Source organism: Variovorax sp. SRS16 (assembly GCF_901827165.1).
Lineage (GTDB): Bacteria > Pseudomonadota > Gammaproteobacteria > Burkholderiales > Burkholderiaceae_C > Variovorax.
This window is the reverse complement of the sequence record NZ_LR594666.1, coordinates 4,397,185-4,409,748: the sequence shown is the minus strand read 5'-3', so window position 1 is coordinate 4,409,748 and position 12,564 is coordinate 4,397,185. Positions and strand designations below refer to the sequence as shown.

15 protein-coding genes are annotated in these 12,564 nt (G+C 67.6%); 6 read left to right on the top strand and 9 right to left on the bottom strand.

What is annotated here, in order from left to right:
- Nucleotide 1: 1 nt before the first annotated feature.
- The 3 genes from E5P2_RS21275 to E5P2_RS21265 form a co-directional block, all read right to left on the bottom strand.
- Nucleotides 2–952 (bottom strand): D-2-hydroxyacid dehydrogenase family protein, encoded by a 951-nt coding sequence (locus E5P2_RS21275; protein ID WP_162569146.1) that lies wholly within the window; start codon nt 950–952, stop codon nt 2–4.
- Nucleotides 953–957: 5 nt separating this feature from the next.
- A complete protein-coding gene (locus tag E5P2_RS21270) occupies nt 958–1,971 on the bottom strand; it encodes a tripartite tricarboxylate transporter substrate binding protein (protein ID WP_232080787.1) in 1,014 nt (337 codons plus the stop codon).
- Between the two features lie 105 nt (nt 1,972–2,076).
- Complete coding sequence (locus E5P2_RS21265) at nt 2,077–2,856, bottom strand: IclR family transcriptional regulator (RefSeq protein WP_162569145.1); 780 nt, start codon at nt 2,854–2,856, stop codon at nt 2,077–2,079.
- 82 nt (nt 2,857–2,938) lie between these two features.
- On the opposite strand from E5P2_RS21265, the gene E5P2_RS21260 reads away from it, so the two are divergent.
- Genes E5P2_RS21260 through E5P2_RS21250 form a run of 3 tightly spaced genes read left to right on the top strand, consistent with a single transcriptional unit; the run spans nt 2,939 to nt 6,820 of the window.
- Nucleotides 2,939–3,910 (top strand): Bug family tripartite tricarboxylate transporter substrate binding protein, encoded by a 972-nt coding sequence (locus tag E5P2_RS21260; protein WP_162569144.1) that lies wholly within the window; start codon nt 2,939–2,941, stop codon nt 3,908–3,910.
- Nucleotides 3,911–3,918: 8 nt separating this feature from the next.
- On the top strand, nt 3,919–4,713 hold the full coding sequence (locus E5P2_RS21255; protein WP_162569143.1) for an enoyl-CoA hydratase/isomerase family protein: 795 nt from the start codon (nt 3,919–3,921) through the stop codon (nt 4,711–4,713).
- A gap of 4 nt (nt 4,714–4,717) precedes the next feature.
- Nucleotides 4,718–6,820, top strand: a complete 2,103-nt coding sequence (locus tag E5P2_RS21250) for an acetate--CoA ligase family protein (protein WP_162569142.1) — start codon at nt 4,718–4,720, stop codon at nt 6,818–6,820.
- A 128-nt stretch (nt 6,821–6,948) separates the two neighbouring features.
- Here the strand turns inward: E5P2_RS21250 and E5P2_RS21245 are convergent, their stop codons facing one another.
- Entirely contained in the window at nt 6,949–7,140 is a 192-nt protein-coding gene (locus E5P2_RS21245) for a hypothetical protein (protein ID WP_162569141.1), read from the bottom strand.
- A 175-nt stretch (nt 7,141–7,315) separates the two neighbouring features.
- Between E5P2_RS21245 and E5P2_RS37815 the strand changes: the two genes are divergently transcribed.
- Both E5P2_RS37815 and E5P2_RS21235 read left to right on the top strand, forming a co-directional pair.
- Nucleotides 7,316–7,807, top strand: a complete 492-nt coding sequence (locus E5P2_RS37815) for an H-NS family nucleoid-associated regulatory protein (RefSeq protein WP_232080786.1) — start codon at nt 7,316–7,318, stop codon at nt 7,805–7,807.
- A gap of 130 nt (nt 7,808–7,937) precedes the next feature.
- Entirely contained in the window at nt 7,938–8,312 is a 375-nt protein-coding gene (locus tag E5P2_RS21235; RefSeq protein WP_162569140.1) for a hypothetical protein, read from the top strand.
- Here the strand turns inward: E5P2_RS21235 and E5P2_RS21230 are convergent.
- A complete protein-coding gene (locus E5P2_RS21230; protein WP_162569139.1) occupies nt 8,306–8,569 on the bottom strand; it encodes a hypothetical protein in 264 nt (87 codons plus the stop codon). The genes E5P2_RS21235 and E5P2_RS21230 overlap by 7 nt on opposite strands.
- A gap of 179 nt (nt 8,570–8,748) precedes the next feature.
- Here E5P2_RS21230 and E5P2_RS21225 point away from each other — a divergent pair, with 179 nt between their 5' ends.
- Nucleotides 8,749–9,270, top strand: coding sequence for a hypothetical protein (locus E5P2_RS21225; protein WP_162569138.1), 522 nt, complete (start codon nt 8,749–8,751; stop codon nt 9,268–9,270).
- A gap of 7 nt (nt 9,271–9,277) precedes the next feature.
- On the opposite strand, the gene ureG is transcribed toward E5P2_RS21225, so the two are convergent.
- The 4 genes from ureG to E5P2_RS21205 form a co-directional block, all read right to left on the bottom strand.
- On the bottom strand, nt 9,278–9,925 hold the full coding sequence (gene ureG, locus E5P2_RS21220; protein ID WP_162569137.1) for an urease accessory protein UreG: 648 nt from the start codon (nt 9,923–9,925) through the stop codon (nt 9,278–9,280).
- Nucleotides 9,926–9,943: 18 nt separating this feature from the next.
- A complete protein-coding gene (locus tag E5P2_RS21215) occupies nt 9,944–10,636 on the bottom strand; it encodes an urease accessory protein UreF (RefSeq protein WP_232080785.1) in 693 nt (230 codons plus the stop codon).
- Nucleotides 10,633–11,226: an urease accessory protein UreE gene (gene ureE / locus E5P2_RS21210; protein ID WP_162569136.1), complete on the bottom strand. Its 594-nt coding sequence runs from the start codon at nt 11,224–11,226 to the stop codon at nt 10,633–10,635. Before ureE ends, E5P2_RS21215 begins: the two co-directional genes overlap by 4 nt.
- A 76-nt stretch (nt 11,227–11,302) precedes the next feature.
- The gene (locus E5P2_RS21205; protein ID WP_174262683.1) at nt 11,303–12,559 is read right to left on the bottom strand and encodes a serine hydrolase domain-containing protein; all 1,257 of its coding nucleotides are present in this window, start codon (nt 12,557–12,559) and stop codon (nt 11,303–11,305) included.
- Between the last annotated feature and the right edge of the window lie 5 nt (nt 12,560–12,564).

Sequence of the window (12,564 nt, the reverse complement as noted above, 5' to 3'; positions counted from 1 at the left end):
GTCAATCGACGAACCCGACGCGTTGCCCGCGGGCGAACGCGTTGATGTTGTCGAACGCCATTCCGAAGTAGCGCTCGTAGTTGTCGCGCTCGACATAGCCCAGATGCGGCGTGCACAGTGCCTGCGGCAGGGCGAGCAGCGGATGCGCGGCGCCGAGCACGGGCTCGCTTTCATACACGTCGACCGCCGCGAAGCCGGGCCGTCCCGCGCAGAGTGCCGCAGCGAGTGCGCCTTCGGCGACGAGTTCGGCGCGGCTGGTGTTGACCAGCAGGGCCGACGGTTTCATCCGTGCGAGGTCGTGCGCCGTGACGATGCCCCGCGTCTGGGTATTCAGCCGCACGTGCAGGCTGATCACATCGCTGTCGGCAAAGAAGCTCGCGCGCGAGGGAGCCACTTCGAAGCCATCGGCACGTGCCGCAGCGGTCGAGTCCTCGCGGCCCCAGACCCAGACCGCCATGCCGAAGGTACGGCCGTAGGCGGCCACCTGGCGGCCGATGCGGCCATAGCTCCACACGCCCAACCGCTGGCCGTTCAATTGCTGGCCCAGCGAACCCTGCCAGAGGCCCTCGCGCAGGCGCACGGCTTCGGCCACCAGATGACGCCGGCTCGCGAGCATCAGCGCCCAGGTCAACTCGGCCGTCGCCGCACCGGAGCCCCGGCCGTCTGCTACCGCCACGCCGCGCGCCCTGCAGGCGGCCACATCGACATGACCGGCGATGCGGCCGGTCTGGCTGATCAGGCGCAGTTGCGGCAGGCGATCGAGCAGCGCCGCGTCGATGGCCGTGCGTTCGCGCGTGAGCACGATCGCCTCGGCATCGCGGAACCGCTCGGCGAGCGCATGGCGATCGTGCACGGTGTCGTTGAACACGGTGACCTCATGGCCCTCGAGCTTCGCGAAGCAGGCCAAGTGGCGGACGCAGTCCTGGTAGTCGTCGGGGATCACGATGCGCATGGCGGCTATTGCAACTGGATGCGGAGTTCCGCGATCGCCTTCTTCCAGAGTGCGAGATCGCTATGGATGAGCTGGTCGAACTCGGCCGGCGGCATACCGCCGGGCTGGATGCCCTGGGCCTGGAACAGCCGGCGCACCTCCTGCGAGTCCAGCGCGCGTTTCACTTCGGTGTAGAGCCGCTCGACGACCGGTCTTGGCGTTCCCGCGCGCACCAGCAAGCCATACCAGCCGTGGATGCCGAAGCCCAGATAGCCTTGCTCGGCCACAGTCGGTACCTCGGGCAGGCCCGCGAAGCGCTCTGCGCTGGCCACCGCGAGCGCCCGCAGTTTGCCGGCCCGGATCTGCGGCAGCGCGGAACTCATGTCCAGGAACATGAATTGGATCTGTCCGCTCATCAGGTCCTGCACCGCGGGCCCAGCGCCGCGGTACGGCACATGCGTCACGCGGATGCCGGCACGCTTGGCGAACACCGCGCCGGCCAGATGGGCCGACGTGCCATTGCCCGAAGACCCGTAGGCCAGGCTGTCGGGCTGCCGACGGGCCATCGAGACCAGCCCGGCCAGATCGTGGGCCGGGAACTGCGGGCTGACGACCAGCGCATGCGGAATGAAGCCGACCACCGTCACGCCGCTGAAGTCGCGTTCGGTGTCGAAGGGATAGCTCGGCATCAGTGCCGGATTGGTGACCGCGAGGATGGAGGGGAACACCATCGTGTAGCCGTCGGCGGGCTGGTGCGCGACCTCGCCGAGGCCGATCACCCCGCCGCCGCCCGGCTTGTTGTCGATGATCACGGGCTGACCCATCGATGCAGTCATGATCTTGCCGATCGCACGTGCCATCAGGTCGGTCGGCCCGCCGGGCGAGAAGGGCACGACGATGCGCACGGGCTTGGCGGGGAATCCGCTGGCCTGCGCACGCGCGACCGCGGGCAGGCCGAGTCCGCCCAGCAGCATCAGCGACGGGGCCGCCGCAGCGGCAAGCAGGACGCGGCGGCGCGAATCCGGGGAATTCTTCTTCAAGGCTGTCTCCTGAACGTTGCCCCTGGCGGGCTTCGAATGAATGAAGCTTAGGCACGCCCGGCGCGCGGCACCACCCGCGATTTCCACTGCTTGGAAATCAGGGCTTCATGCCGTCTCGATCGCCTTCGAAATCGCCGCGCCCAGGCGAAGCAGCTTGCCCTTCAGCTCGCGTGCGACGGAGGCCGGGTCTTCCGCGGAACTCACGCTCATGTTGAGCGCGTGCACGGGCACGCGGTCGACCACGATCGGCGTCGCCAGCGCGACCACCTCCGGCTGCCACGATGCCATGCACCAGCCGTGCGCGCGCACGTGGCCGATCGCCGCTTCGATCTCGCGCCGCAGCGCCGGCCACTCCGGGCCGCGGCGCGCCTTGAAGACCCCGAACAACAGCTTGCGGCGCGCATCGCTCGCCGTCGCGAGGTAGGCGTAGCCGAGCGAGGTGAGCTCGATCGGCACGCGCTGGCCCGAGACCACATTGCGTAGCGCGATCCGGCGGTTGTAGCGGATCGATTCGAGGTAGACCATCTCGTCGCGATCGGCGACCGCGAGGCCTACGTTGACGCGGTGCGTCTCCGCCACCGCCTTCATCAGGGGTGCCGCCTTCTGCAGCACCAGCGAAGCGGAACGCATCGCGTGGCCGAGGCTCAGCACGGCTGCGTGGAGGCGGTAGGTCCGGGTGGAGGCATCGAGTTCCAGCAGGCCGGTGCCGACCAGCGTCTGCGTGAGGCGACTCACGGTCGAGCGCGACAGGCCGGTGCGTTCGGCGAGTTCGCCGTTGCCGAGCAGGTTCGATCCGGGCCTGAAGGCACGCAGGATCTCGATCCCGCGTTCCAGCGAACGGTTGCTCGGAGAAATGCCGGGCTTCTCGTGGAAGGGCGTATTCATTTCATTTCCACTGGATGGAATTGAGGGAGTGTATTCGCGGCGCCGGAAACCTACCATTCGGCGACCGACAAGGAGACTTCCGATGACATCGACGCGTTCACTCTTCACGGCGACTTGCCTGCTGTTCGCCATGCTCAGTCCCGGCGCACATGCCGATCCGTTTCCGGCCAAGCCCGTGCGTGTGGTCGTGCCCTTCGCGCCCGGCGGTGGCACCGACCTGATCGCGCGCGTGCTCGGCGAAGGCATGGCGCAGGATCTGAAAGAGCCGGTGATCGTCGACAACAAGCCCGGCGGCGGCACCATCCTCGGTACCGACGTGGTGGCCAAAAGCACACCCGACGGCTACACGCTGCTGATGGCGACCTTCGCGCACGCAGTGAACCCGAGCCTGCATGCGAAGCTGCCCTACGACACGGTCCATGCCTTCACGCCGGTGGCGCTGATCGGCCGCTCGCCGAACGTGCTCGTGGTGCGGCCGGACCGCGGCTTCAAGTCGGTCAAGGAACTGGTCGACTTCGCGCGTGCGCATCCTGGCAAGCTCACTTACGGCTCTTACGGCAGCGGCACCTCCGCGCACCTGGCCGGCGAACTGCTCAAGAGTCTGGCCAAGGTGGATCTCACGCATGTTCCCTACCGCGGATCGAGCCCAGCGCTCACCGACCTGCTCGGCGGCCAGATCGACATGATGATCACGACCGTTGCGAGCGTTGCCACCTACATCCAGAGCGGCAAGCTGGTCCCGCTGGCCGTCACTTCGGCGACCCGCTCGCCTGCTTTCCCGAAGGTGCCGACGATGCAGGAGGCCGGTGTCCCCGGCTACCTCGCGGAGAGCTGGTATGGCCTCTACGCGCCCGCCGGCACGCCGCCCGCGGTCGTCGCCCGGCTCAATGAGGCCGCGCGCCATGCCGCCACGCGCGAGCAGTTCGCCAAGCGCGTCCAGAGCGAGGGCCTGGTGCTGAACACGGGCGCACCCGACGAACTCGATCACTACGTCACGGCCGAGATGCAGCGCTGGTCGGACATCGTGAAGACCGCCCACATCACCGCCGAGTGAGGATCGCCATGCAAAGCTCCGACCGAGTCCGATACGCCGTCGAGGACGGCATCGCCCTCCTGACATTGAACCGCCCCGACGCGCGCAACGCCATCGACGACGACATGCGCGGCGAATTGATGCAGGCCATCGACGAGGCCGGCCGCGACCGCCACGTGAAGGCACTGGTGTTGACCGGCAACGGCCGTGCCTTCTGCGCCGGCGGCGACATCCGTGCGATGCAGCAGCGCATGCAGGCGCCGGCCGGCGAGATCGCCTTCAACGGCTGGAGCCGGCAGCAGCGCACGCACCACGCGGTGACCGCGCTGCACAGCTTGCCCAAGCCGACCATTGCAGCCGTCAACGGCGCCTCGACCGGGCTCGGCACCGACCTTGCGCTGGCCTGCGATTTCGTCATCGCCTCCGAGCACGCGAGCTTTGCGTGGAACTACGTGCTGCGCGGTCTGATCCCCGATGGCGGCGGCATGTACTTCCTGCCGCGCCGCGTCGGCATGGTGCGTGCCAAGGACCTGATCTTCTCGGGCCGCACCGTGCGACTGGACGAAGCCCTGCAACTCGGCATCGCCGATCGCCGCAGCACGGCCGACGCGCTCCTCGCCGACGCGACGGCCTGGGCACGCGCGCTGACGGCCGGTTCGGCCACCGCACTGGCGCTGGCGAAGACGATCCTGAACCAGAGCTTCGAACTGTCCGCCGAACAGGTCTTCGGCCAGGGCAGTCAGGCCCAGGGCATTTGCTACACCTCCGACGAGCACCGGGCCGCGGTCTCGGCCTTTCTCGACAAGTCGGTGCGCCGGGAGTGATGCGATGAATTCGATCGAGCGTCTGCTGCGACCGCGCAGCGTGGCGGTGATCGGCGCTTCCGCCGACCCGGGGAAGACGGCCGGCCGCCCGGTCGGCTACCTGCAGAAGCACGGCTTCGAGGGCCGTATCTATCCGGTCAATCCGCGCGCGGACCGCATCGCCGGGCTGCGTTGCCATCCCGACATCCGCTCGCTGCCCGAAGCCCCCGATGTCGGCATCGTGCTGCTGGGGCCCGAGCGTGCGGCCGATGCGGTGCGCGAACTCGCTGCACGCGGCACGGCCGCCGCCATCGTGCTGGCCAGCGGCTACGCCGAGATCGGCGCCGACGGACTGCAGCGGCAGCGTGCGCTGGTCGAGGCGGCTGGCGCGATGCGCATCCTCGGGCCCAACACCATCGGTCTGGTCAACCTGACAGACCGCATCACACTGTCGGCCAGCGGCGCGCTGGAGGTCGACGAGCTCGCGGCCGGCTCCATCGCGCTGGTGTCGCAAAGCGGCGGCATCCTCGGCTCGCTGCTGTCGCGCGGCGCGGCGCGCGGCATCGGCTTCTCGAAGCTGATCTCGACCAGCAACGAGGCGGATCTCGACATGGCCGATTTCATCGATCACCTGGCCGACGACCCCGCGACCTCGGTCATCGCGCTCTACATGGAAAGCGTGCGCAACCCCGAGAAATTCCGCCGCGCCGCGCTGAAGGCGGCCGAGGCCGGCAAGCCGCTGGTGGTGTTCAAGATCGGACGTTCCGAATCGGGCGCGCGCTCCGCGGCCTCGCACACCGGCGCGCTGGCGGGCGCGGACCGCGTGTACGACGCGCTGTTTCGCCAGGTCGGCGCGATCCGCGCGCAGGACTTCTCCGATCTGCTGGACATTCCCGTGGCGCTGGCCTCGGGCCGCCGCCTGTGCGGCAAGCGCGTCGCCATCCTCACCTCGACCGGTGGCGCCGGCACGCTGGTGACCGACAGCCTCGGCCTTGCCGGCTTCGAGACGCCGGTCCCCGACGAAGCGACGGCGGCACGCCTGCGCGCGCTGCAGCAGGCAGACGGCGCGGCGCTGGACCGCAATCCCATCGATGTCACGCTGGCCGGCCTCAAGCCCGAGCTGTTGCGCGGCGCCATTCGGACGCTGATGGAAAGCCCGAGCTACGACGCGGTCGTGACCATCGTCGGCTCTTCGGCGCTGGCGATGCCCGAACTCATGGCGGACGCGATCCGCGACTGCCTGCCGGGCACCGACAAGCCGTTGCTCGCCTACGTCAGTCCGCATGCGCCGCAGGTGTCGGCTTCGCTGATGGCGCGCGGCGTGCCCGCCTTCAGCGCGCCTGAAAGCTGCAGCGTCGCCCTCGATGCGATGCGTCGCCATGCGCTGCGGCGAGCTGCGTCGTCGCACGCGTTCACGAAAGTGGAACTCGGCGAGCTTCCCTCCGGCTCTTTCGACGAAGCACAGGCGAAACAGCTCTTCGCCCGCTTCGGGATTCCGTCGGTGCGAGAGTGCATCGTCCGCTCGGCCGAGGAAGCAGAAGCGGCGGCGCACGATGTTGGCGAGAAGGTCGTGCTGAAGATCCTTTCCCGCACCATCACGCACAAGAGCGAGGTGGGCGGCGTGGCGGTCGACGTTTCCGCCGGCGAGGTCGGCCGGCGGCTGGCCGTCATGCGCGAGGAGGTCCAGGCCGCCACCGGCTGCGCGCCCGATGCGTTTCTGGTGCAGGAGAGGGTGGCTGCCGGTTGCGAGATGATCCTCGGGCTGCATCGCGATGCGCTCGGCACCGCGCTGCTGCTCGGCATGGGCGGGGTGACGGCCGAACTGATCGCGGACACCACCTTGCGCCTGCTGCCGGCAGAGGACGGGCTGTCCCGCGACGATGCCCTGTCAATGGTTCGCGAGTTGAAGACCTGGCCTCTGCTCGATGGTTTTCGGGGTCGTCCACTTGCCGATGTCGATGCCCTGGTTGATGCCGTCGTGGCATTCTCTCGCTTGGGCGCGCAACTCGGGTCTCGGCTCGTCGCGGCCGAGATCAATCCCTTGTTCGTGCTGCAGAAGGGGCATGGCGTGCGCGCGGCCGACGGCGTGCTCATCCTCGCGGATGCAGCGGTGGCTGATTCGATCTGAACGTTCGCTGTGCGGCGCCGCTGCACGGCTTGCGTCGGCGCTGTCGGCGCATTGGAACAACACGCGCGTGACGCGCTGCGACTCGTTGAATCTTTCAATGGATTGACGGCGTGATTCGCCTCGCGTTGTTATCGATCGTGCCGCCGATTCAATGTCCAATTGATGCCGCCGCGTCTCAATGAAAAGAGCAATACCGTCTGGCGCATGCAACGGAAATAGCCGCCACGGACAACCTGCGGATCCGGTGCGCGCACTCGTTTTGGCCCCCGGTCAGCTTTCTCGATTACGATCCATGCCGAGCCTTTCTCGAAATAGGACATGCGGCACTCGTACTTTATTGCGGACAATCGGGGTAAATCAGGCCAATTCGCGGACATGCCTCATGGTGAATCCCGTCTTGCGTGATCGACGTATCGACTGCAACTTCTCAATGCATTCAGGCTCAATCTGTCGCCGAACTCCGATAATCATCAATTAATCTCAAAGGGCCTCTCCATGACGCAAAGCTACAACCAGATTCAAAAGAAGATCGAGGCACTGCAACGCCAGGCGGACAAGCTCAAGTCCAAGGAAGTCCATGGCGTGGTCGCGCGGATCAAGGTGGCCATCAGCCACTATGGGCTGACGGCGGAACAACTGGGTCTGGGAAGCCGCTCTGCGGCCGCGAAGCCGGCGCCGGCGAGAAGCGTGTCCACGCAATCCGCCAAGTACGGCGATGGCCTCGGCAATTCGTGGTCGGGACGCGGACCCCGGCCGCATTGGCTCAGGGATGCGATCAATGCAGGCCGGAAACTCGAGGAGTTCCTCACGGGCGGTGTCGCGGCTGCGAGTTCCGGCACAACGAAGAAGAAGGTGGGCAAGAAGCGCCCCTCCAAGGTACTCTATCGCGACGGCGCAGGAAATTCGTGGTCGGGCCGTGGACCGCGCCCCCGCTGGCTGAAGGATGCGATTGCAGGCGGCAAGACGCTGGAAGAACTCATGCGTTGAGCATTCCGGCCGTGTAACGGCAGGCATCAAGTTTTCGAGCTTCTTTACCTGCCGATGACATCGCCGCCGCGCTGCGATGGCACGCTCGGGCCCTGCCGCTTGCGGCGCCCATCAATGCAGGACGCACACCATGAGCTATTCGGTTTTCACTGAGACGAGATTCTGGTTCATGGTCGCCCTCTCGGTCGTGCTTCCCTTCGGGATCTACGCCATGCTGATGATGAAGCGCGCCATCTCGCGGACGACCGTGCTGCTGCTCGGCTTCCTGCTGGTCGCGATCGCGGGGTTGGACGTCTACTTCCTTCGCAGCCTCTCGGCGTTGGCGGCGCTCACCCCCTCATTGGCGGACGATGCGCTGTTCATCTCGGAACTGTCGATCGCGTTCTACCTGCTGCCGGCGTTGTTCGGCGGGCTGGGCATCAACATCATTTCCCATTCGCTGATCGGCCACCTCGCAGAGGCGCAGCAGCGCTTCAACAAGGAGCACCCCAACCGCGGCTATTGATGCTGGAAATCGCTGCTGCGCAGGCAGATGGCGGCGTTGGGATTCTCGCGATAGCGCGTGGTTGCGAGGGCGTCGATCGAGTCGGCGTTCGCCGCATAGGCCTGGACGAGCGCCATGTCGCCTTCGGGTGCGTCGAAGCGCGTATGCAGCGCTTCTTCGTCGATTCTGGCGATGATGCGCGCGCCGTCGAAACCATCGGGATAGATCGCAAACTGCACGCTGCCCGTGGGCGGGTGGAAGGTGGCTTCGGAGATCATTGAAACGTTCTTCTTCAGTTCGATCAGTATCAGGTTTCTCTGTGACGAGAAGAATAAGCTTGATGGCGTATACCCGCGAGCGGGATGTGGACCATTTCACGGCCGCCGCGATAATCTTCGGCCACGGGCAACGCGGGCATCCGGCCTGCCGATGGCCCTTTGCCTTTCCTGACCGCACCATGCTTCCGACCCTTGCCTTGCCACTGAAGCGCGCGCTCGGCGCGCTGGCCTTGCTGGCCGCCAGCGCCGCGCTGCATGCCCAGGCGCTCCCGCTCGGGGTGCGGCTGGGCATGACGGCCGGCGAACTCCAGGCCGCGGCGCTGCCCGGCCTGGAGCGCGTGCCGCGTCCGCAGCGGCTGGCCGGCGGCCTTGCGGGCAGCTGGCGCGCGGCGCCGATGACCGTGGCCGGCCTGTCCTTCGAGCCGGTCTTCTATTTCGCCGAGGGCACGCTGCGGCGCATGGAATGGGTGGCGGATGCAGACGCCCGGCCCGATCTCGGCGCCGCCGCATTCGCCGATCTCGTGGCCTGGGGCCGCAGCGCCTTCGGCCCCGAACTGGGTTCGAACGACCCCGGCAGTGCCTATGCCGCCTGGGTGCAGGCCGACACCGACATCTACGCGCAGCGCACCAGTGACCCGCGGCATGCCAGCGTCCGGCTGGTCTACAAGGTGCGCCAGGTCAGGGACGCGAGCGAACTCTGAACCGCCTTCAGGCGGCCAGCATGCCGCGTTCCTCGATGAAGGCCACCACTTCGGCCACGCCGCTGTGGGTCTTGAGGTTGGTCATCACGTAGGGCCGCGCACGGCGCATGCGCCGCGTGTCGGCTTCCATCACGCCGAGGTCGGCGCCCACGTAGGGCGCGAGGTCGGTCTTGTTGATCACGAACAGATCGCTCTTGGTGATGCCGGGGCCGCCCTTGCGTGGAATCTTCTCGCCGGCCGCGACGTCGATCACGTAGATCGTGAGGTCCGAGAGCTCGGGGCTGAAGGTCGCGGCGAGGTTGTCGCCGCCGGATTCGACGAACACCACGTCGGCATCGGGAAACTGGACCAGCATGCGGTCGATGGCTTCGAGATTGATCGACGCATCCTCGCGGATCGCGGTGTGCGGGCAGCCGCCGGTTTCCACGCCCATGATCCGCTCGGCGGGCAGTGCGCCGGCGACGGTGAGCAGGCGCTGGTCTTCCTTGGTGTAGATGTCGTTGGTGATCGCGATCAGGTCGTACTTGTCGCGCATCGCCTTGCATAGCATTTCGAGCAGCGTGGTCTTGCCCGAGCCGACCGGGCCGCCGATGCCCACGCGCAGCGGCGGCAGTCTCTTGGTGCGATGGGCGATGTGGTGCAGGGCGGAGGACATGGTGGCGTGCGGGAGTGATCAGCTTCTGAAAAGACGCGAGTACTGGGTTTCGTGACGGGCCGACAGGATCGCGAGCATGGGCGCAAAAGCCTGGCGCTCGTCGTCCCCGAGTGTGATCGCATGATCGACCGCCGCGGGAATTTCCGCCGCCAACCGGCCGAGCATGCGCTGCCCGGCGCTCTGGCCCAGCGGCACTGCCTTGACCGCGGCGCCGACCAGGTTCTCGGCCCAGCCGAAGGCGAAGGCCAGGCAGGCATCGCGCGCCGTCGCGCCGGTGCGGCTCGCCGCGAAGGCGAAGGCGATCGGATAGCACGCCGGCAGGGTCTCGAAGACGGCGGCGGCATCGGCATGGTGCAGCTTGAGCCATTCGACGAAGGAGCGGCCCATCTGTTCGGTCTGCAGCAGGAACTCCGCCGACTCGCGGGTCTGGAACACCCAGGCATTGAGCGCGCGAAGGCGCGGCATGTCGCCGGCGCGCCAGGCCGGGATCGCCTGCGCCACCACGGCCAGGTCCGCGCACGCCAGGCTCAGATGGAGCTGATCGGCGAGCCAGTCGGAGACTGCCTCTTCATGCGCGAGGCCAGCCCATTCGATGCCGGCCTCCAGGCCTTCCGAATAGGAAAACCCGCCGATGGGCAGCGCCGGCGACGCGAGCCAGATCAGCTGCAGCAGGCTCGCGGCAGGCAGGGCGGCGGCTGCGTCGTTCGTCAATGCGAGTGGCCGTGCGAATGATCGTGGCCGTCGTGCGAATGGCCATGGTCCTGCGCATTCGTGCCGGCATAGGCATCCGGATGCAGCACCGGCCCGAGGGGCGGCGTGGCATGCGAATGGCCGTGTCCACCGCCCGATGCGCCATAGGCGCCGCCTTCGGGTTCGAAGGGCTCGTCGGCTTCGCGCACGATCAGATGCATCGATCGCAGCATGCCGGCCAGCACATGGTCGGGCTCGATCTTCAGATGGTCGGGCCTGAGCTCGATCGGCACGTGCCGGTTGCCCAGGTGATAGGCCGCGCGCATCAGGTCGAAGGGCGTGCCGTGTTCGGTGCAGTGCGTGATGACCAGCACCGGCTGCGGCGCCGCGATGACCTTGATCAGCGAGCCGTCTTCGGCCACCAGCACGTCGCCGCCGCGCACGGCGGTGCCGCGCGGCAGGAACACGCCGAGCTGGCGGCCCTGCGAATCGGTGGTGTCGAAGCGGCTTTTCTGGCGCACGTCCCAGTCGAGTTCGACGGTGGCGGCACGCCGCAGCAGCACGGGCGCGAGGCCGCCGCCCTGGGGCATGAGTTTGTTGGCTGTGAGCATGGAAGAGCTTTGCAGGATGAGTCGCGGTGCGGCCGATTCTGACAGTCGCCCTGCGACGCCGACCGCGCGCCACCGGCTACCAGGCGCCATAGTGCGCCACGATGCCGCGCCACAGCGCGTCGCGCTCGGCACCCAGGTGGTTGCCGCTGGCGTCGCCCGAGGCGTCCTTGCCGACGGCCAGGTGCACCAGCACGAGCTTGAGTTCCGGGTCGACGAAGATCGCCTGGCCGTACACCCCCAGAAGCACGAAGCGTCGATGGCTGCCGGGCATCAGCCATGTCTGCAGACCGTAGCCGAGGTAGGTGCTGCCCTTGTAGGGCATGCGGCCGGGCCGAAAGCGCTCGGGCTGCCGCGCGGCCTCCGTCATGTCCAGGAGGTATTCGCGCGGCACCACCGCCTTGCCGCGCAGTTCGCCATCGTTCGCCAGCAGCCAGCCCAGGCGCGCGTAGTCGTGCGGCGTGGCGTTGAAACTGCCGCCTGCGTATTCGACGCCGTCCACCGGGTTGATGAGCCAGGTGGCCTCGGCTTCGGCACCCATCGGTTGCCAGATCCTGCGCTCGACGTAGTCGCACAGCGACTGTCCGGTGGCGCCGCGCAGCACCAGACCCAGCATCGCGGTCTCCGACGAGGCGTAGTTGAATCGCTCACCCTGCGGCGCAGCGCGCTGGGTGATGGTTCGCGCAGCCGCGGCTGCGCCGAGCCGGCTCACGCTTCGGTTGAAGCGGGCGAAATCGTCGAAGCCCGAATAGTCCTCGACATACTGCGCGCCCGAGGCCATGTGCATCAGGTTGACGATGCGGGTTTCGCCATACAGCGTGCCGGCCAGCGCCGGCGCATAGGTGGCGGCCGTGTCGTCCAGCGAGCGGATCGCGCCTTCTTCGAGTGCCTTGCCCACGGCCAGCGCCACGAGGGTCTTGGCCATCGAGTTGGACAGCATGCGCATCCCGGCCGTGCGGCCGTAGTTGTAGCGCTCGGCCACGATCTCGCCATCTTTCAGCACCAGCACCGCGGTGGCACGCTGGCGCTGCATGTAATCGTCGAGCGACAGGGTCTGGCCGCGAAAGCGGTAGCGCAACACGGTCTCGCCGGCTGCCGTCCTGAGCGGCAGCGGATCGGCCGAGGGCGAGAGCGTGCAATGCGGGCCGACGCGGTCCATGGCACTGAACGAGCCCACGAGATACGGCTCCCGGAAAGCCTCCGCCCGGGTGCGAGCCACCGGATAGCCGGCCGCCTTGCCCAATGCATCCTCGTCCGGTGCCGCGTGCAGCGGCGCCGAGGCCAGCAGCAGCAGTGCCGCGCCGATGGAACGAAGCAGAGCCTGGATGAAAGGCACGCGCT

What these genes read in the sequence shown, in the direction of transcription:
- E5P2_RS21275 (WP_162569146.1), bottom strand. Translation starts at nt 952, where the DNA reads ATGCGCATCGTGATCCCCGACGACTACCAGGACTGCGTCCGCCACTTG.
- E5P2_RS21265 (WP_162569145.1), bottom strand. Translation starts at nt 2,856, where the DNA reads ATGAATACGCCCTTCCACGAGAAGCCCGGCATTTCTCCGAGCAACCGT.
- E5P2_RS21260 (WP_162569144.1), top strand. Translation starts at nt 2,939, where the DNA reads ATGACATCGACGCGTTCACTCTTCACGGCGACTTGCCTGCTGTTCGCC.
- E5P2_RS21255 (WP_162569143.1), top strand. Translation starts at nt 3,919, where the DNA reads ATGCAAAGCTCCGACCGAGTCCGATACGCCGTCGAGGACGGCATCGCC.
- E5P2_RS21250 (WP_162569142.1), top strand. Translation starts at nt 4,718, where the DNA reads ATGAATTCGATCGAGCGTCTGCTGCGACCGCGCAGCGTGGCGGTGATC.
- E5P2_RS21245 (WP_162569141.1), bottom strand. Translation starts at nt 7,140, where the DNA reads ATGTCCTATTTCGAGAAAGGCTCGGCATGGATCGTAATCGAGAAAGCT.
- E5P2_RS37815 (WP_232080786.1), top strand. Translation starts at nt 7,316, where the DNA reads ATGACGCAAAGCTACAACCAGATTCAAAAGAAGATCGAGGCACTGCAA.
- E5P2_RS21235 (WP_162569140.1), top strand. Translation starts at nt 7,938, where the DNA reads ATGAGCTATTCGGTTTTCACTGAGACGAGATTCTGGTTCATGGTCGCC.
- E5P2_RS21230 (WP_162569139.1), bottom strand. Translation starts at nt 8,569, where the DNA reads ATGATCTCCGAAGCCACCTTCCACCCGCCCACGGGCAGCGTGCAGTTT.
- E5P2_RS21225 (WP_162569138.1), top strand. Translation starts at nt 8,749, where the DNA reads ATGCTTCCGACCCTTGCCTTGCCACTGAAGCGCGCGCTCGGCGCGCTG.
- ureG (WP_162569137.1), bottom strand. Translation starts at nt 9,925, where the DNA reads ATGTCCTCCGCCCTGCACCACATCGCCCATCGCACCAAGAGACTGCCG.
- ureE (WP_162569136.1), bottom strand. Translation starts at nt 11,226, where the DNA reads ATGCTCACAGCCAACAAACTCATGCCCCAGGGCGGCGGCCTCGCGCCC.